The organism is Corynebacterium sp. ES2730-CONJ, from assembly GCF_024834055.1.
Lineage (GTDB): Bacteria > Actinomycetota > Actinomycetes > Mycobacteriales > Mycobacteriaceae > Corynebacterium.
Genome location: NZ_JANUXZ010000003.1, coordinates 286506 through 311836, shown reverse-complemented (window position 1 = coordinate 311836; position 25331 = coordinate 286506). Strand labels below are relative to the sequence as shown.

The 25331-nt window shown below is 53.2% G+C and carries 20 protein-coding genes and 1 riboswitch; of the genes, 5 read left to right on the top strand and 15 right to left on the bottom strand.

The window, feature by feature from the left end:
* Positions 1 to 64: 64 nt before the first annotated feature.
* Positions 65 to 1573 (bottom strand): Asp-tRNA(Asn)/Glu-tRNA(Gln) amidotransferase subunit GatB, encoded by a 1509-nt coding sequence (gene gatB, locus NXS13_RS05450; protein ID WP_259077911.1) that lies wholly within the window; start codon positions 1571 to 1573, stop codon positions 65 to 67.
* Positions 1574 to 1704: 131 nt separating this feature from the next.
* Between gatB and NXS13_RS05445 the strand changes: the two genes are divergently transcribed.
* Positions 1705 to 3783, top strand: a complete 2079-nt coding sequence (locus tag NXS13_RS05445; protein ID WP_259289470.1) for an ATP-dependent DNA helicase RecQ — start codon at positions 1705 to 1707, stop codon at positions 3781 to 3783.
* Between the two features lie 47 nt (positions 3784 to 3830).
* On the opposite strand, the gene NXS13_RS05440 is transcribed toward NXS13_RS05445, so the two are convergent.
* The 8 genes from NXS13_RS05440 to gatC form a co-directional block, all read right to left on the bottom strand.
* Positions 3831 to 4859, bottom strand: coding sequence for an ATP-dependent 6-phosphofructokinase (locus NXS13_RS05440; protein WP_259077915.1), 1029 nt, complete (start codon positions 4857 to 4859; stop codon positions 3831 to 3833).
* A 76-nt stretch (positions 4860 to 4935) separates the two neighbouring features.
* The gene (locus NXS13_RS05435) at positions 4936 to 6399 is read right to left on the bottom strand and encodes an MDR family MFS transporter (protein WP_396124933.1); all 1464 of its coding nucleotides are present in this window, start codon (positions 6397 to 6399) and stop codon (positions 4936 to 4938) included.
* Positions 6362 to 7567 (bottom strand): MFS transporter, encoded by a 1206-nt coding sequence (locus NXS13_RS05430; RefSeq protein WP_259289469.1) that lies wholly within the window; start codon positions 7565 to 7567, stop codon positions 6362 to 6364. Before NXS13_RS05430 ends, NXS13_RS05435 begins: the two co-directional genes overlap by 38 nt.
* A 139-nt stretch (positions 7568 to 7706) precedes the next feature.
* Positions 7707 to 8813, bottom strand: coding sequence for an ABC transporter substrate-binding protein (locus NXS13_RS05425; protein WP_259077924.1), 1107 nt, complete (start codon positions 8811 to 8813; stop codon positions 7707 to 7709).
* Positions 8814 to 8866: 53 nt separating this feature from the next.
* Complete coding sequence (locus tag NXS13_RS05420; RefSeq protein WP_259077926.1) at positions 8867 to 9634, bottom strand: ABC transporter ATP-binding protein; 768 nt, start codon at positions 9632 to 9634, stop codon at positions 8867 to 8869.
* The gene (locus NXS13_RS05415) at positions 9631 to 10671 is read right to left on the bottom strand and encodes an iron ABC transporter permease (RefSeq protein WP_259077928.1); all 1041 of its coding nucleotides are present in this window, start codon (positions 10669 to 10671) and stop codon (positions 9631 to 9633) included. The genes NXS13_RS05420 and NXS13_RS05415 overlap by 4 nt, the downstream gene beginning before the upstream one ends.
* Before the next feature lie 978 nt (positions 10672 to 11649).
* Positions 11650 to 11852, bottom strand: a riboswitch (cobalamin riboswitch).
* Between the two features lie 81 nt (positions 11853 to 11933).
* Positions 11934 to 13430 (bottom strand): Asp-tRNA(Asn)/Glu-tRNA(Gln) amidotransferase subunit GatA, encoded by a 1497-nt coding sequence (gene gatA / locus NXS13_RS05410; RefSeq protein WP_259077930.1) that lies wholly within the window; start codon positions 13428 to 13430, stop codon positions 11934 to 11936.
* Positions 13431 to 13436: 6 nt separating this feature from the next.
* Positions 13437 to 13730, bottom strand: coding sequence for an Asp-tRNA(Asn)/Glu-tRNA(Gln) amidotransferase subunit GatC (gene gatC, locus NXS13_RS05405; protein ID WP_259077932.1), 294 nt, complete (start codon positions 13728 to 13730; stop codon positions 13437 to 13439).
* A 462-nt stretch (positions 13731 to 14192) separates the two neighbouring features.
* On the opposite strand from gatC, the gene NXS13_RS05400 reads away from it, so the two are divergent.
* Complete coding sequence (locus NXS13_RS05400) at positions 14193 to 14855, top strand: amino acid-binding ACT domain protein (RefSeq protein WP_259077934.1); 663 nt, start codon at positions 14193 to 14195, stop codon at positions 14853 to 14855.
* A gap of 60 nt (positions 14856 to 14915) precedes the next feature.
* Here the strand turns inward: NXS13_RS05400 and ligA are convergent, their stop codons facing one another.
* Positions 14916 to 16991, bottom strand: coding sequence for an NAD-dependent DNA ligase LigA (gene ligA / locus NXS13_RS05395; RefSeq protein ID WP_259289468.1), 2076 nt, complete (start codon positions 16989 to 16991; stop codon positions 14916 to 14918).
* Positions 16992 to 17143: 152 nt separating this feature from the next.
* Here ligA and NXS13_RS05390 point away from each other — a divergent pair, with 152 nt between their 5' ends.
* On the top strand, positions 17144 to 17848 hold the full coding sequence (locus NXS13_RS05390) for an exonuclease domain-containing protein (RefSeq protein ID WP_259077939.1): 705 nt from the start codon (positions 17144 to 17146) through the stop codon (positions 17846 to 17848).
* An 8-nt stretch (positions 17849 to 17856) separates the two neighbouring features.
* On the opposite strand, the gene NXS13_RS05385 is transcribed toward NXS13_RS05390, so the two are convergent.
* Together NXS13_RS05385 and mnmA are read right to left on the bottom strand one after the other, a co-directional pair.
* A complete protein-coding gene (locus NXS13_RS05385; RefSeq protein WP_259158349.1) occupies positions 17857 to 18831 on the bottom strand; it encodes a hypothetical protein in 975 nt (324 codons plus the stop codon).
* Positions 18831 to 19928 (bottom strand): tRNA 2-thiouridine(34) synthase MnmA, encoded by a 1098-nt coding sequence (gene mnmA, locus NXS13_RS05380; RefSeq protein ID WP_259289467.1) that lies wholly within the window; start codon positions 19926 to 19928, stop codon positions 18831 to 18833. Before mnmA ends, NXS13_RS05385 begins: the two co-directional genes overlap by 1 nt.
* Before the next feature lie 64 nt (positions 19929 to 19992).
* On the opposite strand from mnmA, the gene NXS13_RS05375 reads away from it, so the two are divergent.
* Both NXS13_RS05375 and NXS13_RS05370 read left to right on the top strand, forming a co-directional pair.
* Positions 19993 to 20850, top strand: a complete 858-nt coding sequence (locus NXS13_RS05375) for a spermidine synthase (protein WP_396124730.1) — start codon at positions 19993 to 19995, stop codon at positions 20848 to 20850.
* A gap of 101 nt (positions 20851 to 20951) precedes the next feature.
* A complete protein-coding gene (locus tag NXS13_RS05370) occupies positions 20952 to 22334 on the top strand; it encodes an alpha/beta hydrolase family protein (protein WP_259289466.1) in 1383 nt (460 codons plus the stop codon).
* A gap of 33 nt (positions 22335 to 22367) precedes the next feature.
* Here NXS13_RS05370 and NXS13_RS05365 read toward each other — a convergent pair whose 3' ends face one another.
* The 3 genes from NXS13_RS05365 to NXS13_RS05355 are packed head-to-tail and all read right to left on the bottom strand — an operon-like array spanning position 22368 to position 25324.
* Positions 22368 to 23507, bottom strand: coding sequence for a cysteine desulfurase family protein (locus tag NXS13_RS05365; protein ID WP_259289465.1), 1140 nt, complete (start codon positions 23505 to 23507; stop codon positions 22368 to 22370).
* A gap of 44 nt (positions 23508 to 23551) precedes the next feature.
* The gene (locus tag NXS13_RS05360; RefSeq protein ID WP_259077949.1) at positions 23552 to 24514 is read right to left on the bottom strand and encodes an electron transfer flavoprotein subunit alpha/FixB family protein; all 963 of its coding nucleotides are present in this window, start codon (positions 24512 to 24514) and stop codon (positions 23552 to 23554) included.
* A 12-nt stretch (positions 24515 to 24526) separates the two neighbouring features.
* The gene (locus NXS13_RS05355) at positions 24527 to 25324 is read right to left on the bottom strand and encodes an electron transfer flavoprotein subunit beta/FixA family protein (protein WP_259077950.1); all 798 of its coding nucleotides are present in this window, start codon (positions 25322 to 25324) and stop codon (positions 24527 to 24529) included.
* Positions 25325 to 25331: the final 7 nt, after the last annotated feature.

Here is a 25331-nt window from a genome sequence, read left to right as displayed (position 1 = left end):
CTGAACGTGTGCTCTAACCGAAACCAACAAGAGGGATCTAGCCGGAGCTAGATCCCCCTCTTTTTTAAGAGTTGAGCTTTTTCGCAATGAGCTGGTTCACGTGACCTGGATCGGCCTTGCCGCGTGTTGCCTTCATCACTTGACCAACAATGGCTCCGACAACTTTCTTATTGCCGGCTCTATATTTCTCCACGATATCTGGATTGGCTGCTAAGGCCTCATCTACTGCCTTTTCGATCGCACCATCATCGCGGACTACCTCCAAGCCTCGGGCCTTAATAACTTCAGCCACACTGCCCTCCCCGGCGACGACCCCGTCAACTGCCTGGCGGGCCAACTTATTGGTAAGCGTTCCCTGCTTAACCATGGACACCACCTCAGCAACCTGCTGAGGGGTGATAGCGAGGTCCTCAAGTTCCACACCGCGCTCCTTGGCTTTTTGCGCCAGATAAGAAACCCACCAAGAACGAGCCTCGTCAGCAGTGGTTCCGGCTTCTACGGTTGCGATGATGACGTCGATGGCACCAGCGTTCACGAGATCGCGCATTTCAGCGTCGGAGAGATTCCACTCCTTCTGAATACGTGCCTTCCTCACCCACGGCAGCTCCGGCAGGGTGGCGCGGATCTCCTCGACCCATTCTCGGGGGGCAATAACCGGCGGCAAGTCGGGATCATTGAAATACCGATAGTCCTCGGCGGTTTCCTTGATACGGCCGGAGGTCGTCGACCCGTCGGTTTCCTGATAGTGGCGCGTTTCTTGGATAATCTCACCTCCGTTCTCGATCACTGCTGCTTGACGCATCATCTCGAAGCGCACAGCCTGCTCAACGGATTTGAGAGAGTTAATATTCTTTGTCTCTGTACGGGTGCCAAATTCCTCAGCTCCGATCCGATTGAGCGAGAGATTCGAATCAACGCGCATAGATCCTTGATCCATTCGCGCATCAGATACACCCAGAGCCTTGACCAAATCTCGAAGCGCAGACACATATGCTTTTGCTACTTCTGGGGCTCTCTCACCAGCACCAACGATGGGCTTTGTCACTATCTCTATAAGTGGAATCCCTGCGCGGTTGCAATCCACCAACGACGAGGTGGCTCCGTGGATGCGGCCATCGGCCCCACCGATATGAGTCAACTTGCCAGTATCTTCCTCCATATGTGCCCGTTCAATGTCAATCCGCCACGGCGTACCGTCATCGAGAACCACATCGAGATAGCCATCGTAAGCAATTGGCTCGTCGTACTGCGAGATCTGATAATTTTTGGGCTGATCAGGATAGAAATAATTCTTGCGAGCGAAGCGCGAAGATTCAGCGATGGAGCAGTTGAGGGCGAGGCCGATCTTAATAGCCCACTCGACTCCCTGAGCATTTACAACGGGAAGCGCACCAGGCAGACCGAGTGAAACGGGATCAACATTGGAATTGGGTTCTGAACCGAAATGAGCCGAGGATGTGGAGAACATTTTGGTTTCAGTTGCCAATTCAACGTGGACTTCCATGCCCATCACTGGCTCAAATTTTTCCAGGACCTCGTCGTAATCCATCAGTTCATCAAAGGCTGTAGTCATAATTCACCATTCTATACTGTCTCCTCCGAGATACCGATACCCACTGAGAAGCCAGATAATCGGGACTCCGTGCGCCGTTGCATCACCATCGTGGGGGTGGTGTGTCCTGTGCACCCGATACTCTCATCCATATGAGCATAGTTAGCCAGGCATCAGCCACTAATATTTTAAGAAGAATTACCGGAGATGATGACCATCATCTCCACCCTGACCAATGGGATGCGATAGATGCCCTTGTCAACGGCCATCAACGGCTCTTGGTGGTCCAACGGACCGGATGGGGAAAATCAGCCGTTTATTTCATAGCTGCTCAACTCCTCCGCGATGCAGGGGGTGGCCCCGCTGTGATTATCTCCCCGTTATTAGCTTTGATGCGCAACCAGATCGAAGCGGCCCAGCGCGCTGGCATTCAGGCAGTGACTCTCAATAGTGCAAATATCGACGAATGGGGCACGATCGCTTCCCGTCTAAGGGATGGGGACATCGATATTCTCCTCGTGTCCCCCGAGCGGCTGAATAATCTTAATTTCCGCGAAGAGCTCCTGCCTCGACTGGCAACACAGTTGTCACTTCTTGTCATCGATGAGGCGCACTGTATTTCAGATTGGGGACATGATTTCCGCCCTGACTATCGCCGCATTAAGGACCTGATTCCCACTCTGAATCCGGCAACCCCAGTGCTTGCCACTACTGCTACCGCAAATAACAGAGTAGTCGGCGATATCAGTGCTCAATTAGGGGAAGAAACCACGATCATGCGTGGATCTCTCGCCCGGCGTTCGCTATATCTCAATGTGCTCCACCTACCCGATTCGTCCCAACGAGCGGCGTGGATTGCTACTCATATACAAGATCTATCTGGTTCCGGCATCGTTTATTGCTTGACTATTGCGGCAGCCGAAGAGCTCGGCCACTATCTTCGTTCCATGGGTTATCAGGCGGCTACCTATACAGGGCGCACTGAGGCTGCAGAGCGGGAACTCTATGAGCAACAACTTCTCAACAACGAACTGAAAGTACTCGTTGCCACATCCGCCTTGGGCATGGGCTTTGACAAACCTGACCTCGGCTTTGTCATACACTACGGAGCGCCCTCCTCACCTATTAGCTACTATCAGCACATTGGACGAGCAGGCCGCAATAACGATCAAGCCAGTATTATTCTTCTACCCGGAACTGAGGATCAGGCAATTTGGGAATACTTCGCCAAATCGAGCCTGCCCGATGCTTCCGCCGTCGAGCCTCTTATGCAGGCCCTCTCCCAAGCAGATACCCCTCTCACCGTGGCCCGCCTGGAGAATTCTGTCAACCTAAGCCGCGGGCGAATTGAGCAAACCCTGAAAATCCTCAGCGTTGACCACTTCGTAGAGAAAACCCGCAGCGGATGGATAAGAACCAGCAAACCCTTTACTCTTGACCTCCACAAGAACCAAGCTCTCAAAGAAACACGCGCAAAGGAGGCACAGGCGATGTTGGACTATATCGAAACGTCGTGGTGCCGCGAGCTTTATTTACGCAAGCAACTCGATGATATGACCGCTACGGAACCGTGCGGTCGGTGCGACAATTGCCGCAACACCTACCTCGACCCACATATCGACACAGCGAGTCTCGAGGCCCTGCGTGCAGCGGCCGCTCAGAGCGGCGTCGATATAAGCGTCCGAAAGAGGTGGCCTGCTGGTGTAACCCAGAAAGGACCAATTTTAGGAATTGCTGGGATCAAAGCTCTCGATCGACTCTCCTCCCTCACGCACGGAACACTATTACGTCAAATCCTCCACGACAAAGCGTGGCCCTTCGCTGCCCGGTGGCAGGACGACCCACTCCTCGCCCTATCCGTCAGTGTCTTACAGGATTGGGAGTGGGAATATCGCCCGCGCTGTGTGGTCGTCTTAGAAAATCCGCATCCAGACATAACAACATTGCTCCACCAGTATGCGCAGCTCCTAGCAGATATTGGCAATATAAATTTCAGCGGTGTACTAAAGCTCCATGAGGGGGCCCGAGACGTCGACGCACATAATTCCACCTACCGCGTGAGAGCACTCACCAAGAGATGGAACTGCGACTCTCTCGGTGAGGTCATCGGTCCTGTATTACTCATCAGTGATGTTGTGGACACGTCGTGGAGTGTCACTGTCGCGGCTTCGGAGCTGCACGAGCACTACGGTGTCCAGGTCCTCGGTCTCGTGCTTGCAACCCACTATTAGAAAAAGCCTGCGACCACAGAGGCCGCAGGCTTTTTCTTTTACTATTATTAGCCAAAGAGGGCTTGGGCGGTGCGATACCGGCCGGCTGGAACAGCTTTCAAACTGCCAACTGCTTCTTGCAAATCGATGAGCTCGATATGTTCTCCATGCAGAGCCACACACTTACCAAAGTTTCCGTTGTGGCAAGCACGAGCTGCATGAACGCCATAGCGAGTGGCAAGAACTCGGTCAAAGGCGGTGGGAGTACCGCCGCGTTGAATATGTCCCAACACCGAGGTGCGAACATCGTGTCCCAGACGTTTTTTGATTTCCTCACCGATCACATGACCGATGCCATTAAAGGTCTTGTGACCAAATTGATCCTCTTCACCCTCATCAAAATTCAGGGTGCCTTCCTTGGGCAGTGCACCTTCAGCAACCACAATAATGCCGTACTTTTCGCCCATTTGGAAGCGACGTTCCATTGCCTTGCAGATTTCCGCAATATCAAAAGGAACCTCAGGTATCACAATATAGTGAGCGCCACCAGCCATACCTGCGTGCAAGGCAATCCAACCGACATGCCGACCCATAACCTCCACGATCATCACGCGGTTGTGCGATTCTGCGGTAGTGTGCAAACGGTCAATCGAGTCTGTTGCTACTGATACTGCCGTATCAAAACCAAAGGTGAAATCGGTTCCGTTGACGTCGTTGTCGATTGTTTTAGGGACACCTACAACAGGGATCCCGTTATCTGCGAGCCACTGAGCGCCCTTCAAGGTTCCCTCGCCACCGATGGGTACGAGAGCATCGATCCCTGCGTCAGCGAGATTTGCCTTGATCTGGTCAACCCCACTCTTAAAACGGTCAGGGTGCAGTCGGCCGGTACCAAGTATGGTACCGCCACGTAAGAGAATACGATCGATACTTTCATCGTCGTAAAGCTGCACACGGCGATCTTCCATGAGGCCTACCCAACCATCTTGATAGCCCACTACTGTGGAGCCGTACTCGGTGGCGGTACGAACGATTCCTCGAATAACAGCATTCAGGCCGGGGCAGTCGCCGCCGGAGGTTAAAGTGGCAATACGCATGATTGTTATCCTAGCTTATACTTGAAAAAATGTCCGATCGGTAAAAATGGGTATTGTGGTGTTGAGCTGGTCTTTCCTAGAGTTGTGAGTTTTCTCGCACACGAGCATTCTTTTTCGCTGACGGGTCGTTGAATTGGATTACGGCTAGCAGGCCAAAAGCCAGCGCGATGACGGCTGCAATCATGGAAAAACCCATAGCGTCTTTGACCGAAGCAGAATGCGCCATACCGTGCTGCATTAAGGCGCCGATCATGGCGGTCCCAACCACTGAACCCACCTGACGGGTCGTATTATATACCCCTGAAGCTGCTCCTAGCTGCGAAACAGGAAGGTCTCGCAGGGCGGTGGCGGAATTAGGCGACCACACGAAACCATTTCCAAAACCAAGCAAAACCACAGGAAGCAACAACCACCAGTAGCTCCATCCTTCGCGCATAACGACAAACAGCGCACAGGCAGCACAGAGCATACAGCTAAACCCAATAGTAGAGAGGATTCGTGGATGAAGCCGATCCGATAACCTGCCGACAAAAGGAGCCAAAACGCCCGCTAGAACGGACATGGGAATGAGCATAAAACCCGCATCTTGCGCGCTTAATTGGTGCCCGTCTTGGAGGTAAATCATCATAGGGAGCATCACACCCCCAACCGCAAAAGCCATGGTCGATATGGAGAAAGCGGCAAGGGAAAAATTCTTGTCCTTGAAAATTTCCAAAGGAACGAGAGCATCCTCGGCGCGAGCAGCCACATCAGCCTGACGTCGAATAAAATACCCGATACCTAGCAGTCCGATGGCGAGAAGGATCCACAACCACCAGGGCCACCCGAGCTCGGGACCCTGCTGAACCGCAAAAATGAAACAGGACATAGCGACTATTGCCACAACAACACTTACGGTGTCTATTGCCTTAGCGGTTCGCGGGAGCTTTGGAACCCAGTAATAAACCGCAATAATCGAAGGAATTCCGAGAGGGATATTCGCCAGAAAAATCCACTGCCATCCCACACTGCTGACTAAGACTCCGCCGAGAATTGGGCCAAGCAAAGTGGCAAGTCCTGCAACCGCACCCCAAACCCCGAGGGCCGCACCACGTCGATCGCGCGGAAAAATCCGGTTAACCACACTCATTGTTTGGGGTGTCATAATAGCCGCCCCGATCCCTTGGAAAGCGCGCGCTACAATGAGAATGTCAATCGTGGGAGCCAGTCCACAAGCCAGCGAGCTTGCCGTGAAGATAGACATACCCGTGATATACATCCGACGCTGTCCATATCGGTCACCTAAGCGTCCGGTAACAAGGATAGGGACCGCGAAGAAGAGTAAATAAATACTCGATACCCACACCACTTGATTGAGCGTGGCACCCAGTTCGGCTTGGATTTCAGGGGTGGCAACGGCAACGATTGTTTGGTCAAGTAAAATCATAAAGAAGCCAATACACAAGGCTGCCAGCGCCCGCCATGCCTGCTTCTCACTTATATCAGTCACCGGTACGATCCTACTACGCTGTTTTGCTCGGGTGCAGCACTCGCGCTCCATAAACGGCAGCCCATATAGCAACAATGAGCCAAATTCCCGCAACCGCTGTGGCAAGAACATAGATGGTCGTGAATTCCAGGAAAAATGCTGCGGCTGATAATCCCATGGGTTGAGTTAATAAGGCAATGGCACCGAGGAGCGAAAACGCTCGCCCTCGCACGTGCTCGGCGGCATTCTCGGTGATGATGACCGCTTGCAGAGGATTAATTAATCCGCCGCCAATTCCGGCAATAGCAGTCCCCGCGATCACGACCCATTCCCACTGTAGGACTGACATCATAGAAAACCCAATGCTGTAACTGAGAAGAGCAATACTCCACGGGCAGAACTTATTTTTGGAAGAGATTGTAGTACTTAGAACACCGCCGGCCATCATCCCAATAGCGAAACTCGAAAGCACCATGCCCATACCGAGAGGATTCTCGGTGGCCTGAAAGTGGGCTGGAACCACAATAATGATATAAGGCATGACTAAGATTTGAGAGATACCACTGGTGATAGCAAGCAATCGTATAGGCCCGCTTTTTAACAGGTTGGTCCATGCTCGCCAGCCCTGCAGAGGATTGTCTGAGGTTTCTGCTGCCTCTTGACTGGGTTTCAAACGCAGCGACCACGTCACCAGCGCGGCTAAGAAAGAACATAACGCGGTAATCCACAGAACTTGAGTGATAGGGAACGCTGCAATAAGTACACCGGCAAGTGCTGGACCAACAAGAAAGGTCATCGCGCCCACCGTCTGACTAGCACCCGCTAACCACTTCAAGGTGCGTTGAGAGGTTTGAGCGACATCTCCCAGGAGGGCACTACGCGCGGCGTAACCTGGGACGTCGCCGATTGCCCCAAAGATCCCTATAATCACGAACCACCATATATTAAGCCCCAAAAGTTGATCAACGATGATCACGCTCACGATGCTTAAAGCAGAAATGGTGTCGGAGATTACGCTCATACGTTTCCGGCCAAAGGTATCGATGAGTTGGCCGCCGACAACGGAAAACACCACCGAGGGAATAGCAATGAGAGCGGCCACCAGTGCAGCGGAAGCCGGATCTCCCGTGCGTACGAGGACTAGCCATGGCCACACAGTCCCAGCAATGGAGTTGCCAAAATTGGATAAGGCGGCTGATAGGAGGTAAACCCATACGGTATTTTTTGGAGAGCGCGTCAACTGAGGCAACTGTATACCCTTTCCCCGGTACTAGCTTTGCAGCACAGCTTAGCCGAATCTGAGGTATAGCAAAGTAGGGGGTGAAAAACCGCCTCGTCACAGACAGAGGCGGTTGACTGTAGAGCAAAATCAGCGGCTACTAGCCGACGAAGAACTCCTTACCAGGAACAGAATCTGGCAAATCAAGCTTGGGAGTCAGGTTCGAAGCAGGAACGAGGTCAAATTTTTCCAAGCCCTTCCGTACGTGCTCAGCAGCATCGATATTGAGCGGGCCGGAGGTCCACATCGCATACGGCAGGTTGATAAAGCGGTTTTCCTTGACAGCTGGGAGATCCTTGGTCACTGGGTGCTCCTTGAGGATCTTCACCTTCTCATCGAATTCTTGTCCTGGATATTCCACGAAAACGAAGAAATCTGGGGATTTCGCGGACATTTGCTCCCAGCTCACAGTGGTCCATGTGTTGTCAATATCAGCGGCTGCATTTTCGGAGCCAGCAGCCTCTAGGATGGCTTGCGGAGCACCGAACCGGCCAGAGGTAAAGATGGTGTCACTGCCAGAATCGAAAAGGAAGCCTACAGGGGTCTTCTCAGCCTTCGCGGCGTTTTCCAATTTATTCAGGCGGGAGTTGATATCGGCAACGACCTTATCGGCGTTCTCCTTGTGTCCAGTGATGGCGGCGATATTCTTGATATCGGTGGTCACAGCGGTCCAGGGGTCAACGATACCGCGGTCGCCATCCTCTTGGCGGCATGATTCCGTGAGGAAATACGAGTCGATGCCTTGCTCTTTGAGTGCCTCTGGAGTGATATTTTTACCCTCACTGAAGCCGTAGCCCCACCCAGCTACATAAATATCAGGTTGCTTGGATACGATCTCTTCGAGAGACGGGTACTGCTCAGCCACATCAACTAAGCCATCGACCTCCTCACCGTATTTGGCCCTGAGAATATCCATATCGCGCTGGACAGACGAGACATATTTGATATTCTCGCGAGCACCAGCCGACATGACGATGGAGATGATATTGCCGTCGTTGACGAATAGATTGTCGGCCTTCGAGAAGGTCACCTCTTCGCCGCAGTTAGTAACAGTGACTCCTTCGCCTTCAGCTGCCTTAGTCATTTGGCTGTCGGCAGCGCCCGAGGTGGCAGGGTTAACGGCCTGCTCATTATTTGCGCAGCCAGTTAAAACGAAGGCGCTAATCACTAGGGCGCCGATGCTCTTGTTATTCCAGATATTTTTCATTAGGTTTTCTTTCTCCAGCCCTTCTGAGCTGGGTCGTACTGGTGCAGAATCTATCAGAGAGAATCCACAACTAGATGGGGGTGTTCTGTTGTCTCAAAATCGAATACAAAAGCTGAGACATCAAAGACCTGTCTTAAGGTTTGCGAATTTAGTACCTCGACAGGAGTCCCTGCAACCAAGATCCCGCCCTCATGGAGCACCACAACTTGATCGCAGTATGCAACCGCAAGATCGAGATCGTGAATAGTAGCAAGAATGGTTAATCCCGAGTTCTTCAATAACTGCAGGAGATGGTGCTGGTGGTGAACATCAAGGTGATTGGTCGGCTCATCCAGGATCATCATGGGTGCCTGCTGAGCTAGCCCTCTTGCGATCAGAGCTAATCGACGCTGACCGCCAGATAGCTGCTCACAGCGGCGCTCCGCAAGGCCGACCATATCCACCATGTCTAAACATGATTCAATAATCGTCTGCTCTTTTCTGCCGCCAATTTGCCAGCTCTTTAGATGCGGCATACGCCCCATAGCTACCATCTCATGAACGGTGAGATCACCCAACGGAACCTCATCCTGCCCGATGAAACTGAGAGCTTGGGCTCGCTTTTTTGACGGCATACGGTGGATATCGTGTCCGTCGAGGTGCACATGGCCAGATAGAACCGGAGTGATGCCCGCAATAGCGCGAAGCAGTGTCGATTTACCTGCACCGTTGACTCCTACGAGTGCTGTGAAGGATCCATTCGCCACCCTAAAGGAAGCATCGTGAACAACCGACCTTTGATTAAATCCCGCAGCAACGTTTTTAACTTCAAGTAAGGTCATGATGCACTCCCAAAGGTATAGCGACCGCGACTCATGAGAATCAGGAATATTGGTGCGCCAATCACACCGGTCACCACACCGAGCGGAATTTCTTGTGGAGCGGCGGCGATACGCGCTAACACATCAACCCAAAGGAGAAACAGCCCACCCATCGCCATCGCAATGGGTAGCAATCGACGGTGCAGAGAGCCCACCACCATTCGGGCAAGGTGTGGAATAACCAAGCCAACGAATCCGATGCCGCCAGCAACAGCGACCATCGATCCCACCAACAGGGCTTGGAGGAAAAAGAGTAAACGCCTAAGCTGTGGCACCTTTACCCCCAAAGCACTAGCGGTGTCAGGGCCTGAAGCTAAAGCATCGAGATCATTAGCGCATAAGCTGAGGATGAGGTAGCTGATAACAACGACTACGACCGGAATCAGCAGCTTATCCCACTGTCCGCCTGAGACTGAGCCTAGCATCCAGAACATTACTCCTTGAGCGGCACGGGGATCTGGTCCCCAAAAAACGAGGAAGCTTGCCAGGGCAGAAAAAGCCGACGAAAGTACAACACCAGTAAGTATCAGGCGCAAAGGGGTCAGACCTCCTTGGGCTAGAGTGATGGTGTATACGCTGACGGTAGCAACGAGGGCGCCAATCAGAGCACCCACCGAGAGCGAGTAGAGACCGAAGGAAGAGAATATTCCCCATGTGATAACCGCAGTTGCTCCCACTGAAGCGCCAGAGGAAACGCCAAGAAGATAGGGATCTGCGAGAGGATTGCGCACCAGAGTCTGCATGGCCACACCTGCTAGCGCCAAACCGGCGCCCACGATGATAGCTAGCAGGCCTCGAGGGGCGCGAAGCTCCCACACAACCGCATCAAGTGCTGGGTCATCTCCCATTCCACCTGCGAGGTGGGCCATCACTACGTTTCGAACATCTGCTGCGGGATATTCAACCGCACCAAAGGTTAAGGAAAGCACAAAACTCACCGCTGTAAAACCCAGCAAGGTGAGAAAGAGAACGGGTGTGAGCCACCGAAACTTTAGCACTAACGAACCTCTATTATTCCAAAAAAAGCGGTAGCAAAGCAGCTTGTCTAGATACTTGTTACTAACGCTAGCTTTCTAATGAAAGCTCAGCGGTAATGGTAGCTCATACACCTGACGTAACGTAACTGAAAGGTGAAAATGTTATCTAAACAATAAAAAAGACTAATCTCTTTACCCCCGTTTTTCCCGGTATCCACTACCACCATTGATTGTGATAAATCGCCTAAGCAAGCTCTCCCCTAATACGCTTCTTAACTGTACGAGCAGCAGTTATTACGATTGCCGACACATCTGGCTTATTCCCCGGGTTTCACACGCCGACTGACTCATTCCCCGTCTCCTACAGAACCCCCGATACCCTCTGGTTTGTGGACTGCGCAGCGAAAGCTCTGACAGCCAACCGTTTCATTGGCGATGCCATTTTATCCGCTAAATGCATATCAAATAACAAACTAAAATCACTAAATTAAGGCATGGGTGAAACAGGAAATAGGTTGGACCTTTTTTAAGCTCAGCCCCCAAGATGAATCTTGAGACTATTTGAGTCCATGTTCGGCACCGAAATAAAATTACTCGAAGCTAAAAGGGGTGGGAAAAACTTCGAGATCATATTCCCTCAGCGTCGAGGCTTTCCTCAAAAAAGGTGCGACGACGATAACCTATTTCCTGTTTCATCAAAAGGTGCGTCAGCAGGGAGGAGGCAGCATTTTCCGCGCATCACAAGCGCCTGTCGATCGTTTGGTCCCGGAGGAAGCCTGACAAAACTTTTCCGGCTGACAGTGACCTCAATACGATCGACTGACTCACTTTTCTGCTACTGCCCCACGGTTCTGCGTGGCGCGTGCACTTAGGAGCATTATGGCGATAGGTGTACCAGCCCTTTTGACGGAGGGCTGATCGAACCTAAGGCACTATAACGGACCTGCTATGCCGGAAAGATCCTCGTAGTATCAGCATCTACCTAGAACGCGAGGCGATTACTAACGGTCACGAGCTGATCGGTCTTCGGACTTCGCGGATCAACCCTCATTACCCTCTCACCTTCCCAGCCATGGAATTGGCCAGTGGTTGCTATAAATAACTCGAGAGTAGGAAGTCCCCGCTCACCGCTGCGCGTCAGTCCCCAGAATCTCACTGGGTGTTCCCATGGGAAAATTCCCATCAGCTCACTTCGAAGTGCTAGTAATTAGTTTAGCAGTGTGTTTTGGCAATTAAAAGCCCGCCGGTAAAATCCGGCGGGCTTTTAATTGCCAGTCCCCCTATCAGGAACGACCTTGTTCGAATGCCGCTCCGACATGGTAAAGACGGTCATCAGCAAAAGCGGGGGCCATCAACTGCAAGCCCACCGGCAGCTGGGTATCGGTGGCCAATCCTGCTGGGACCGACATGCCACACAAACCAGCAAGATTTAGAGGCAGGGTGCACAAATCAAAGTTGTACATTGCCATTGGATCGGAGACCTTCTCCCCCAGTTTGAAGGCGGTGGTAGGCGTGGTGGGGGAAATCAGCACGTCGCACTGCTCAAAAGCGCGCGCGAAATCTTGGGCGATGAGCGTTCGCACACGCTGCGCCTGCAGGTAATAGGCATCGTAATAACCTACTGAGAGTGCATAAGTTCCAAGAATGATGCGCCTCTTGACTTCGGGCCCGAAGCCTTCGGCACGCGTTAGAGACATCACCTCTTCCGCGGAGCGTTGCCCGTCATCACCGGCTCTCAAGCCATAGCGCATGCCATCAAAGCGGGCAAGGTTCGAGGACACTTCACACGGCAGAATGAGGTAGTAGGCTGCGAGTGCATCATCGAAATGGGGGCAATCGACCTCCACGATATCAGCACCTTGGGATTGTAGCTGCTCCACAGACCGGTGGAATTGCTGCAATACACCATCTTGGTAGCCTTCCCGGTCGAATTGCTTGACCACACCAAGCCGCACGCCGGTTAAGTCGCCACTCTGACCCCGTCGTGCAGCCTCAACAACAGGCGCAACAGAGCGGTTCACGCTTGTCGCATCAAATCGGTCATAACCTGCAATAATCTCATGGAGAAGAGCTGTGTCCAGTACCGTGCGCGCGGTCGGGCCGCCCTGATCCAGAGACGATGCGCATGCCACTAGACCATAACGCGAGACCGTACCATAGGTTGGTTTCACGCCTACTGTGCTGGTCAAAGCTGCGGGCTGCCTAATTGATCCACCTGTATCAGTTCCAATAGCCAAAGGAGCCTCACCAGACGCTAAGGCAGCAGCTGAGCCACCTCCGGAGCCACCGGCAGTGCGCTCCAAATCCCACGGATTATGGGTAGGACCGTAGGCGGAATTTTCCGTGGACGAGCCCATGGCAAATTCGTCCATATTTGTTTTACCTAAAATTGGGATTCCAGCTGCTCGAATCTTAGACGTTACCGTGGCATCGTACGGCGATATATACCCTTCAAGTATCTTTGAAGCGCAGGTCGTAGGAGCGTCAGTGGTGGTAAATACATCCTTAAGTGCCAATGGCACACCTGCTAGTGCAGAGGCGGGTTGCTCCCCGCGGTCGAGAGCTTCATCAACTTTTTCCGCCGCCTCAAGAGCTTGCTGAGCTCCAATATGAAGGAAAGCGTGGATGTCGTCATCAATGTCAGCAATACGATCAAGATGAGCTTGGGTCACCTCTACCGAGGAGACTTCGCGGGAGTGAATTTTCTCTGCTAGCTCTGCCGCCGAGAGCTTAACGAGCTCTGGGGCAGATTCAGAATTCCATATATATTTACTGGTCATGCTAGTTTACTCTCCCAAAATCTGAGGTACGACGAAACGCTGCTCGGCAACCTTGGGCGCCTGGTCCAGAGCTTGCTCCGCGGTTAATGTGGGCTCTACTCTGTCCTCCCGCATCCGCGTTGGAATTGAGTGCGGATGACTCATCGGCTCAACTCCCTCAACCGAGACCTTTTGAACCGCGGAAACATTAGCCACGATACTGTCGATCTGCTCTGCAAACCGATCCAATTCTTCATCTGTTAGAGCCAAGCGGGCGAGCTTAGCCAGGTGAGCAACTTCATTGCGCGAAATATCAGGCACTGTTAGTCGTATCCTTACTGCAGTCAATTCGATGTTCACTACCTCGATTTGGATGGTGAACATATAGGTGTAACCACCATCTTAGGGCACCTATCGAACGTGGAGCTATTCCATGCCAAATCTTCGCTCCTCACTCGCGCGGTAACGCGGATGCCCAGCGATCGTCACACCTAAGCGTCATGAGCCGCCATGGAGACACAATGAGCACCGCGCTATCAGGTGGGTGCATCATAGTTTTGCAACTAGGCGCGTTTCTGAGATCTAGAGGGTCTAGAGGGTCCAGAGGAGTTCAAGGGGTTGCCCCAATCGTGGTGGCTGGTAATTGCCGAAACGCGCTGGAGCGCTACGGAGCATAGGAGCCCCGAGAGTCTAAGATAGGAAGTCTGGCCTTTCGTTAGCCCTCAGTCATGGATCCTTCATGAGAAGTAAAGGTCAGTACTCTAAGAAAGGCTGTGATACTCGGTGAAGTACTTAATCCGCGTCTTGCTTCCCGATACTCCCGGTAGCCTGGGACTACTCGCAGAGGCTATTGGATTAATCGATGGCAATATCAAATCGGTCGATGTCATAGAAACACTCCCCGATGGTACCGCCATGGATGATATGGTAGTCCATCTGCCTGGTCATGCCATGGCCGATACCCTCATTTCGGCTGCCACCTCGGTCCCAGGCGTCGAAGTAGACTCCATTCGGCCTTTTTCCGGAACTGTCGATCGACGCGGTCAAATTGCCATGCTCGCAGCCGTGGCAGGTGCGTCCTCTCACTCTGACACTATTGCCGCCCTCGTGGATCGGATCCCCCAGGCCATCACCTCGAGTTGGGCCATCCTCCTCCAAGATGGCAGTCCTGTGAGCCGAGTGACCGCATCCGATGCCGCACCCGGCGACGATGGCTCCGCACCTTCGCAGCTTAATATTCCCAAGGCGCGCATTCTCAACCCTGAAGAAGAAGCCTGGATTCCGGAGTCGTGGTCCTTGCTCGACTCTTCTCTCGCAGCGGCACCCCTAGGCCACTCTGGACTCGTCCTTATCATCGGCAGAGTAGGCGGACCCGATTATTTACCGGGAGAGGTAGAACATATGGGTAATTTTGGCACGATCCTATCCAGGATGCTTCAAGACTAGAAGAACCACGAAGCATGCCCGCGGCCCGAGCTGACCACGGGCATACTTTAGCTTCGATGCCTAGTCAGCAGTGCCCGCAGCATTTCCGATGTTCCCAGTTTCAATGAGCTCACGGAACTCCTCTTCGTTGAGAATCCGTAAACCTAAGTCGCGAGCCTTCGTTTCCTTAGACCCTGCGTTGGCCCCCACGACAACGTAATCAGTCTTTCTAGATACAGAGCCACTGGCTTTGCCACCACGAGCAATAATCGCCTCCTTCACGGAATCACGGGTATACCCCTCCAAGGTGCCCGTTACCACGACGGTTAAACCAGCTAGCGTTTGTGGCAGCTCCTCGCGAGCATTCTCTTCCATGGTAACCCCGCTAGCGGCCCATCTGTCGACGATATCCTGGTGCCAATCAACCTCGAACCATTCCTTAAAGCTCTGCGCAATAATGGTTCCTACGCCTGGGGTTTCGGCAAGGTCCTCGATATCCGCGGCACGGGCGGCAGCCATGCTGCGATACCTATTCGCTATCGCGCGCGCCGCGATCGGTCCCACGTGACGAATTGACAGGGCCACGATGACCCTCCACAATTCGGTATGCTTGGCGCTCTCAAGATTCTTGAGCAGTTTCCGGGCACTAGCGTTGATAGTTCCCTTCTTGGTGGTATAGACGCCCGTTCGTTCGAGATCCTCAGCAGTTAAATCGAAAAGCCCGGCCTCATCGTTGAGAACTTTGGAGGCTATGAGATCCTGGGCACCCTTTTCACCTAGCGCTTCGATATCAAAGGCTCCGCGTCCACCTATATAACTCAGGCGGGCTGACAGCTGTGCAGGGCATGAACGAGTATTGGGGCAGCGCCAATCGGCGTCGTCTTCTTTTTGCGGCGCGAGGACTGTACCGCAACTCGGACAATACGTGGGAAAAACGAAGTCGTATTCACTTCCGTCACGGTCCTCCACCACTGGGCCTAAGACTTCTGGAATGATCTCTCCTGCTTTACGCACGACTACGGTATCACCGATCAGAACGCCTTTGCGCTTAACCTCCGTCTGGTTGTGCAATGTGGCCATAGAAACCGTCGATCCGGCCACGAAAACTGGTTCCATAATGGCAAAAGGTGTAACTCGGCCGGTACGTCCCACTGAGGCCCTTATGTCAAGGAGCTTAGTTGTAACTTCTTCTGGAGGGTATTTGTAGGCGATGGCCCAGCGTGGCGCTCTAGAGGTTGCTCCCAGTTGGGCCTGTTGAGCGCGTGAATTCACCTTGATGACAAGGCCATCCATCTCATGAAGTGCATCACCTCGGTGTTTTTCCCAGTAGCTCACCCGTTGGTGCACTTCCGCCGAACTGGTAACCACTTGTGAGTATTTGGACACTGGTAATCCCCAAGCATCGAGGGCTTCGTAGGCTGCTGACTGTGTAACAGGCTCAAAACCCTCGCTGTAGCCAATGCCGTGGCAAAGGAGCCTCAGTCTGCGGCGCTTCACGGCCTCAACGTCCTTCTGACGCAGCGATCCAGCGGCCGCATTACGAGGATTGGCGAATGGCTTACCACCATCCTTTTGCCGTTGTTCGTTAACGAGCCCGAAATCCTCAACAGTGATAAAGACTTCGCCGCGCACTTCCACAACGTCTGGAATGGGGAACTCGGGGTGCTCGTGGAGTCGGTGCGGGATATCTTCGATGACCTTGGCGTTCTCTGTCACGTCTTCTCCCACGCGCCCGTCCCCTCTCGTAGCTGCGCGTTCTAGAACACCACGGCGGTAGACGAGCGCAAGCGATAGCCCATCGATTTTTAGTTCGGTAATATAGTCATCAGCTGGGGTTTTCTTAAGCCACTCGTCGAGTTCCTCAGCGTTGAAGACATTGTCCAAGCTAGTCATCTTCTCCAGATGCTCAACGTTTTCAAAGCTAGATTCTTTTACTGGTGAACCAACTTGAGCACTAGGGCTATCCGGCGTTTTTAACTGCGGATGCGCTTCTTCCAGGGCGAGTAATTCTTGAAAAAGTCGGTCGAATTCTTGATCACTTATCTTCGGAGAGCCTTGATAGTAGAGATCCCGGTGATCGGTGATCGTGGCCGCCAATTTTTGCCACTGCTGATAGATATCGCTGTAGTCCGACTCTTTACTCGTCTCACTTGTCATAGCCTTAGAGTGTAGTAATAATTCCGTACTTTCGTCATCCACCTCACAGCTTTGGTGTCGCGACTGTGATCTACACTGATAGGGACAAAACCTGGGTGGCTCATCGACTTTGATGAAGGTCTCCCCCTCATCCTCCCCTGGAAGGTATCTTTATGGACGCGCTTCTTCACCCCTTCGACCCGCAAAAAGTCATCAGCTTTGATCTCGAGACCACGTCTGCGCAGCCCTTCGAGGCGCGAATAGTAACGTCTGCGCTCATCACCATCGATACCGATGGCGCCCACCCGTATGAGATGTTGGCGGACCCAGGAGTGGACATACCGGAGGAAGCAACCAACGTGCACGGAATCTCTACCGACTATGCGCGTACCCACGGCCGCCCCCACAATGACGTACTCAATGAGACTATTGCCACGATCACTAAGGGCTGGGAGCAGGGATATACACTTATTGTTTTTAATGCCGCCTATGATCTCTCCGTCTTGCACCACCTCGACCCGAGTTTTCTCATCAATGGTCCCGTTTTTGATCCCTATGTGATCGACAAAACCTTAGATCGCTACCGTAAGGGCCGCCGGACTTTGACAGATCTTTGTGAATTTTATGGGGTTAAAATTGATAATGCTCACGAAGCCACCGCAGACGCTCTAGCGGCTGCTCGTATTGCGTGGAAACAAGCAAAGCACACGTTCAAGACCGATATCTCCGATCGATCCATGGAAGAATTGATGGAGTTCCAAGCTGTGGGATATCACGAGATTCAAAGTTCTCTCGCGCGCTATCTCCAAGGTGAGGGCAAGGATGCAGACGAAGTCAATACCTCGTGGCCCGTGCAGGTGCGGAGAGCACACACATAAGGAAGCTATTAGAGGTCACTGCCAGCATATTCTAAAATCTGCGCTACCTTTCGCACTCGTTCGAGGGTGTGCGCGGCATCCAGCTGACTACCCTCACTCAGGTCGCCGGTGTGGGTAATCGAGAGGCGTTCGAGCAGCAGGCAGCGATCAATGGCCCACTCATCTGCAAGCCGGATGACTCGCTGGGCTAAATCTGTTTCTGACTCATATGGCTTTTTTGGGTTGACGGCGCCAAGCGCTAGCGGCATGCCTGAGGCAACTGCTTCGCCGCAGGCATCGAGGATCTCAGCGGTACATAGTGAATCGATATCAGCCATGAGCCCGGGAAACTGAGCGTGCTGGACAATCTGAAAGTCTTCGCGAGAGCGCAGGTATAGCCACGTATTATCGTTGGGCAGCACAGAAACACAGTGCGCCAACCGAGGCGCGAGGTCCTCCATGTTCATCGCTGGGATTCGATCAAAGTCACTCGTTCCTGGAAGCGTTCCGCGCATGAGGTCCTTCACGTCCGGCTCATAAATGGCGAGCGTTACCCGTTTTCCAAAGCGTTTCTTTAGGTCGAGTATATGCTGCTGCACCCCAGCGGCGAAGAGCGTAAAAATCTCCTCCACTGCTCCGCGATCGGTAATGGCGCGATGTCCCCGAGGCAGCTCTATCCTGCTCGCCAGTGACCATGGGCCCATGACGTGACAGTGAATATCCCCTCGACCCCAGAATTCCACTAATTGGTCCAGATCCCTTTCCCTCATATCGAATAGGCGCCTACTGATCTGCTGCGGCCGGGCACTAAGCCGCCATGAGCGGGGTCCGATATCGACAGGCAGTTCTTCGATGACGGCCATGGTGTGTCCAACCAGATCAGCACCAAGGCCTCGTTGCACGAGCCGTGGAATCGCTCGCAGGCTCCCCGTTTCGCTGGAGATTATATCGGCAGCACTTTCAAGGTCTGTTCCTGGGAACTCGCCGCGTGCAAAAGCATCCATTAGTTCTTCGTCCCAGAAATTGTGCCGGAGCCCAAGACAATATCTCCGCCAGGGTCGGGTCGATAGATGACAGCCGCTTGCCCGCGCGCCACACCGCTAAGAGGATGATGAAGGTCGATGGTCATGGTATCGCGTTCGCGATCGATAACAACAGTGCACGGTACGACCGAACCGTGAGCGCGAACTTGAACTTCAGCCTCAAATTCACCAGTCATATCAGGATGCAGGTATTTGAGGCGATCAGCTGTGATAGTGCGGACCTCGAGATCTTTTCTGGCACCTACTGTCACTGTCCCGGTTGACGCATCAATATCAGTGACATATCGGGGTTGACCATCAGCAGCTGGTTCCTTGATATCGAGACCTTTTCTTTGACCAATAGTATAATTCCATGCCCCGTCGTGGCTGCGCAGCTCTCGGCCCTCGGTGTCAACAATCATCCCTGGCCTGAGGCCGATGCGCGCTCCTAAGAAGGCTTGGGTATTTCCGTCGGGAATAAAACAGATATCGTAGGAGTCCGGCTTGGTTGCCACCGAGAAACCCAATGTTGCTGCCTCTTGTCTAATGTCGGGTTTAATCGTATCGCCGACAGGAAACATGCAATGTGCGATTTCCTTCGCCCCGAGTACACCTAAAACATAGGACTGGTCCTTTTGCGGATCGATCCCGCGGCGGAGATATCCATCGCCGCCGTCACCAACTTGCGTCAACTGAGCGTAGTGTCCGGTAACCACGGCGTCGAATCCTAGCGCAATCCCGCGTTCGAGGAGGGCCTCAAATTTGATTTTTTCGTTACATCTTAAGCAGGGGTTAGGGGTTTCGCCGCGCTCATAGGAGTCCACAAAATCGTCGATAACCTCGGTCTTGAAGCGGTCAGAGAAGTCCCACACGTAGAAGGGAATACCGAGTTTATCGCATACCCGGCGCGCATCGGCTGAATCTTCAAGAGAGCAGCATCCGCGGGAGGATTCGCGCACGGACTTCGGATCGCGAGAAAGAGCAAGGTGAACGCCGATGACCTCGTGGCCGGCTTGTACTGCGCGGGCGGCGGCGACGGCGGAATCAACGCCACCGCTCATTGCTGCAAGAACTCTCATAAGCCCCTCTCTTCTTTCGAGCGTCGATGATAATGCGAGTCTACTACTCTAGTATTAGAGCACTGTGGGCCGAAAACAACGATTATCACATCTAAACAAGAAGACTCCCGATAAGTCCGAGCTGGCTGGAATTTATCCTACGTCCTCGGGAAGCGTGGAGGTGCGAGCAGACAGTTTCAGCCCGGGCGACTGGGAGGTTTTAGTCAACGGGGTTCCGTCTTCTCATATCAGCCAAGACCCTCTCCGCCTTGAATATGAGTATATGCGGTGGATTGTGGCTGCAATTGAGCCGTGGGTGGAGAACTGCCTGGATCCGCAGAAGTTGCGGGTGACGCACCTAGGAGGTGGGGCATGTTCGCTGGCAAGGTATATGGTGGCACGGTATCCGGCGTCCCGAAATACTGTGGTGGAAATCGATGGAGATTTAGCTCGTATGGTGCGCGAGTGGTTTGATCTGCCCCGCAGCCCCCAGTTGAAAATTCGAGTGGGCGATGCTCGTACTGTGACTGATTCCTTTGTCGATCGCTCGCGAGACATCATCATTCGAGACGTATTCGCCGGTGATCAAACTCCTTCATCTCTTAGAACTATTGAGTTTTTCCATCAGGTGGCTGCCTCCCTAGACTCCAGCGGTCTGTACTGCGCAAATTGCGGAGACCACTCCGATCTCAGTCTAGCTAAATCGGAATTGAAAACTATGGGAGAGATTTTTCCCTACCGCGCGGCGATTGCCGATCCTGCGATGCTGAAAGGGCGACGCTATGGGAATATGATTTTACTCGCTTCTTCTTCTCCCCTGCCTTTACGTGATCAGGCACCTCATATGACAAAGATGCTGTTGCGCGGTGCGGTTCCAGCTCAATATAAGGATGAGGAGTGGGTTAAGCAATTTTGTGCCAGCGGTAAGATTCTGCATGACTGATCATAGCGGGCAAGCAATGGCGACGATTGTAGTTAGATAAAGGCTGCTATTCTAAGTGCACTAAGATTTCCAACCAGGTTGTCCCTCTCGCAAGGAGCGTTATGAGTAAATCGTCCGTAGGTCTTACAGCGATCAGTTTTTTAGTTGCGAGCTTGGTAGCTCATCCAGCTCTCAGTCATGCAGAAGACTCATCTTTTACTGCTGCTGACAACCTCGTGTCAGCCGAAGTTTTAGGTACGGAGACCCTCAGGGATGAGATCGCCGCACCCTCACAGACAGAACTCTCCATCGCAGAAGAAGATCCTGCAGAAGCCGTTCCTGTGGCTTTATCGCAATTGACGGTGATGCGTCCAGAAGATCGCCCCGCTGATGCCGAGTTCAACGATGATCGTTTCCGGCAACGGATTGATTATTTCAACCAGCGCCACGGTGATGATCGAATTGTGGAGATTCAGGCGACCTCACCGTCTATGAATAATCGTAGTATTCCGTTGGTGGTTATTAAGGCTAAAGACCCCAATCGACCGATTCTCTATTTGCTCAATGGTGCCGGTGGCGGTGAGCAACGTGTGACGTGGGTAAGTAATACTCAAGCGCTCGATTTTTACTGGAAAAAGAATATCAATGTGGTCATCCCGATGCGTGGTGCCTTTTCCTATTATGTGGATTGGCTGAAGGAACCCCAAGGCGATACCTATCTCAAGGGGCCGCAGCGCTGGGAGACCTTCCTTACTAAAGAATTACCTGGCCCTTTAGAGGCAGAACTGGAGGCTGACAGTCAGCGCCGGGGCATCGTAGGTATGAGTATGTCTGCGACCTCGTCGCTACTACTAGCCGAGCGCAATCCCGATTTCTATGATGTAGTCGGTTCATATTCTGGCTGCGCTGCTACATCGAAGCCGCTACCAGCCCTATGGGCTCAATTCACCGTGAACCGCGACGGGGAGAGCCCAGCGTCAATATGGGGCCCTTTGGGATCCGAGCGCAACAAGGCCCATGATGCTTTGATCCAAGCTCCTGGACTTCGCGATAAAACGATCTATATCTCCAATGGTTCGGGCCTAGTTTCCGCAAGCGAGGTATTTAGCTCTTTTGTTAATTTCAAGACAAGTACCCCGGAGCAAAGCACGGAAGCCTTGGGAGGGTCTGCCGAAGTGACGGTATCCGGTGGAGTGATCGAGGCTGCAACCAATTCATGCACTCATGATCTTAAAGCGAAACTAGATCACCTGGGGATCCCGGCGACCTATAATTTCCGCAATACAGGCGTCCACACCTGGTCCTACTGGGTCCGTGATATGGAGGATTCCTGGCCCACCTACGCTAAAGGGTTCGGCATCGACAACGAGGAGGTATTACCCCACGCATTCCGGATGCGCGCAACCGACGAAGACAGCAATACAGACAGCGACGAGAATCTGGCCCCGAGCGAGACTAGATCAACCCTGACTGAAGCTGACCTCAACCAACTTCCTTTCGATTAAAGAAACTGCCTGCTTACAGAGCAGGCAGTTTTTCTACGTGGACGCCATTCCAGCGGCTCGCGCTCGTTCGACTACCTTAGGCAGCGCCGCTAAAAGCGTATCGACGTCATCCTCGGTGGTGGTATAGCCCAAGGTAATGCGCAGGGTTCCCCTCGCTGTAGCGTCATCGAGGCCCTGGGCCAGCAGCACCCGCGAAGCACGGTTAACTCCGTTGGCACAGGCGGACCCGGTTGAAGCAGCGATATTCATCGCGTCGAGAAGCATGATGAGGCTATCCCCCTCACAGCCGGGAAAAGAGAAATTTATATGGCTCGATAAGGAGAGCTCCGGAGTATTGATCAGCACGTCATCAACGGTGTCGGAAACTGTGCGAAGCACTTTCTCCTTCAACCGTTCCAAGCGCCTATTTTCTGCGTCGATGTCCGCGACTGCCTCCTCCAGCGCGCGTGCAAGAGCCCACGCTCCAGCAACGTCCACGGTCCCTGACCGTAGCCCTCGCTCTTGACCCCCTCCATGGAAAAGTGGACGTGGAGCGGGGTTGCGTTTCACTAACAGCACTCCGACACCTCGGGGCCCACCGAATTTGTGTCCGGACACAGCCAGCGAACTAGCCCCCAGCGCCGCGAAATCGATGGGGATTTTGCCTGCCACCTGGACAGCATCAATATGGACCGGGGTACCAGTAGCGGCAGCTCCGGCAATGAGGCTCGATATTGGTTGTATCGCGCCAGTTTCATTATTGGCCCACATGAAACTAGCCACCGCCGCGGGTTGGTCGAGAGCGTCGTGGGCATCATGGATAAAGCCGCTACGGTCGGCAGAGAGTAGCTCGAGGTGTGCTCCTCTGCTTGCCTCGAGATGGCGTACGGTATCATAAACAGCAGCGTGCTCTATGTCGGAACTAATCACTCGGGGGTGGGTGGCACCCCGCGCCTCGTAGTAGCCCTGAATCGCGAGATTGTCTGCTTCGGTGCCGCTAGCTGTGAAAACAACCTCAATGGGTTCTGCACCTAAGAGACTGGCTACGAGTTCGCGGGCATCGTCGAGCACACTTCGAGCCTGTCGCCCTGCCCCATACTGGCCGGCTGGATTCAGGTAGGTGCTCGCCTCCAGCCATGCACTTTTGGTGACCGCGCGCATCGGTGTTGTGGCGGCATGGTCAAGGTATACCAAGGCTTCTCCCTCCTAATTGCAGCGCAGCCTATTTAGCGGCCTATTTAGCTACGACGAGCCTTGATCTTCTCAATCACTAGTGGCACGACCTCATGGAGGTCACCCACTATACCTAGATCCGCTATGTGGAAAAACGGTGCGTCCTCGTCGTTATTGATCACGATGACCGTCCGCGAGGTCTGCATTCCGGATGTATGCTGGATGGCTCCAGAGATACCGAGACCAATGTAGAGATCAGGGCTGACAGTCACGCCTGTCTGCCCCACCTGGTATTGCCCGGGATACCAATCGAGGTCAACCACATCGCGGGTTGCACCCACCGCCCCTTCGAATAGATCGGCCAAAGGTTCGGCGAGCTCGTGGAAATTCTCGGCCGAGTCAATTCCGCGGCCAGCACAAATGACTACCTTTGCTTGACTCAGATCCGGCCGTTCGCCAGCCTCGACTGGGCTAAAGGACGTAATAGTGCAATCCTTAGCGCCGTGAGAAGGAAGCGCGAAGCTGCTGACAGCCCCAGCCCCTGCACTAATCTCTTGGCGAGAATCAACGGCACCCTGGCGCAGCGTATAAATTGGGCTGGTACCTCCTACGACTGCATTGACTTCAATAGAGTCTCCAAAGATGCTCATGGTGGCGCTGCGATCGGAGTTGATGGCTACTACATCGCAAAGCACCCCCGAGGCGAGTCGAGCAGCGAGCCTGCCAGCGATTTCATTGCCCTCAATGCCGGCGCTGACTACGATGGGTCCAGGATTTCCAGCCGCAAGCATACTTAGGGCATCAACTTCAGGAATAATGGTTCGACGCGAATAATCGGCCACCTCAGCCCCGATAATGGTATCAGCGCCGTGTGCCTTTAAGTCCTCGACAAAGCGAAGATGACTCCCGGGCTCACCAACCACCACAGCCGTAACAGATCCTAGGACGCGAGCAGCATGCAAGAGCTCGATAGTCGAGGGCGCAAGAGTATCGCCAGCATAATCGACGAGAATATAGGCTTGAGACATAGCTTTGCTCCTTTAATTCCGTGTAAGTAGATTCCTAGCGGCAAGGAATTCCACTACCGCCTCGGCTTGGGTATCGGCATCGCCGTAGATTGTCTCTCCTCGACCACGCACCCCGCGTGAGACTGCATGAGTGATACGCGTAGCAGCATGGGCTAAACCAACCTGCTCGGCAGCCACCCCAATATCCTCCAGGCTATACACGGGGATTTCTGCTTTCTTAGCGGCCATGATGCCCTTAAAATTTGGGAACCTGGGCTTGTCTGCCTGATCAGTCACCGAAATTACCGCTGGTATTTGCGCTTCGACCTCCCAGATTCCGGAATGGGTTTGGCGCGTAGCAGTAACCGTAGCACCTGATAGCTTCACTTCGGTGCAACTTGTCAGCGCTGGGCAACTGCGGTATTCGGCTAGTATGCCGGGCAGCGCTCCCATGGCGCCATCTGAGGAAGCTTGTCCGGCGATAATGAGGGCAATATCATCAACGAGATTGAGAGCATTTGTAATTACCCATGCGGTGCCCATGATATCGGAGCCGGCGAGAGCCTCATCAGCTACCTGAATAGCTCGATCTGCGCCCATAGCTAAGGCCTTTCGCAGAGCTTCTTGGCCGTTATTTGGCGCCACGGAAAGCGCCACGACCTCGCTGTTGTCTAAGGAATCCCGCAACTGTAGCGCCTGCTCCACAGCATATTCATTAACTTCATCGAGCACATTGTCAACGCTTTCCCGATCAAGGGTGTAATCCTGCTTGAGAGATTTCGCCGACCAGGTATCAGGAACGTTTTTTACCAATACTACGATTGCTGGCATCTATCGC

Excerpts from the sequence above, each read along its gene's own strand:
- NXS13_RS05435 (WP_396124933.1), bottom strand. The coding sequence starts at position 6,399 with ATGGAGCGCGAGTGCTGCACCCGAGCAAAACAGCGTAGTAGGATCGTA.
- NXS13_RS05370 (WP_259289466.1), top strand. The coding sequence starts at position 20,952 with ATGAGTAAATCGTCCGTAGGTCTTACAGCGATCAGTTTTTTAGTTGCG.
- NXS13_RS05355 (WP_259077950.1), bottom strand. The coding sequence starts at position 25,324 with ATGCCAGCAATCGTAGTATTGGTAAAAAACGTTCCTGATACCTGGTCG.
- NXS13_RS05445 (WP_259289470.1), top strand. The coding sequence starts at position 1,705 with ATGAGCATAGTTAGCCAGGCATCAGCCACTAATATTTTAAGAAGAATT.
- NXS13_RS05420 (WP_259077926.1), bottom strand. The coding sequence starts at position 9,634 with ATGACCTTACTTGAAGTTAAAAACGTTGCTGCGGGATTTAATCAAAGG.
- NXS13_RS05440 (WP_259077915.1), bottom strand. The coding sequence starts at position 4,859 with ATGCGTATTGCCACTTTAACCTCCGGCGGCGACTGCCCCGGCCTGAAT.
- NXS13_RS05390 (WP_259077939.1), top strand. The coding sequence starts at position 17,144 with ATGGACGCGCTTCTTCACCCCTTCGACCCGCAAAAAGTCATCAGCTTT.
- NXS13_RS05360 (WP_259077949.1), bottom strand. The coding sequence starts at position 24,514 with ATGTCTCAAGCCTATATTCTCGTCGATTATGCTGGCGATACTCTTGCG.
- gatB (WP_259077911.1), bottom strand. The coding sequence starts at position 1,573 with ATGACTACAGCCTTTGATGAACTGATGGATTACGACGAGGTCCTGGAA.
- ligA (WP_259289468.1), bottom strand. The coding sequence starts at position 16,991 with ATGACAAGTGAGACGAGTAAAGAGTCGGACTACAGCGATATCTATCAG.
- gatA (WP_259077930.1), bottom strand. The coding sequence starts at position 13,430 with ATGACCAGTAAATATATATGGAATTCTGAATCTGCCCCAGAGCTCGTT.
- NXS13_RS05385 (WP_259158349.1), bottom strand. The coding sequence starts at position 18,831 with ATGGATGCTTTTGCACGCGGCGAGTTCCCAGGAACAGACCTTGAAAGT.
- NXS13_RS05425 (WP_259077924.1), bottom strand. The coding sequence starts at position 8,813 with ATGAAAAATATCTGGAATAACAAGAGCATCGGCGCCCTAGTGATTAGC.
- mnmA (WP_259289467.1), bottom strand. The coding sequence starts at position 19,928 with ATGAGAGTTCTTGCAGCAATGAGCGGTGGCGTTGATTCCGCCGTCGCC.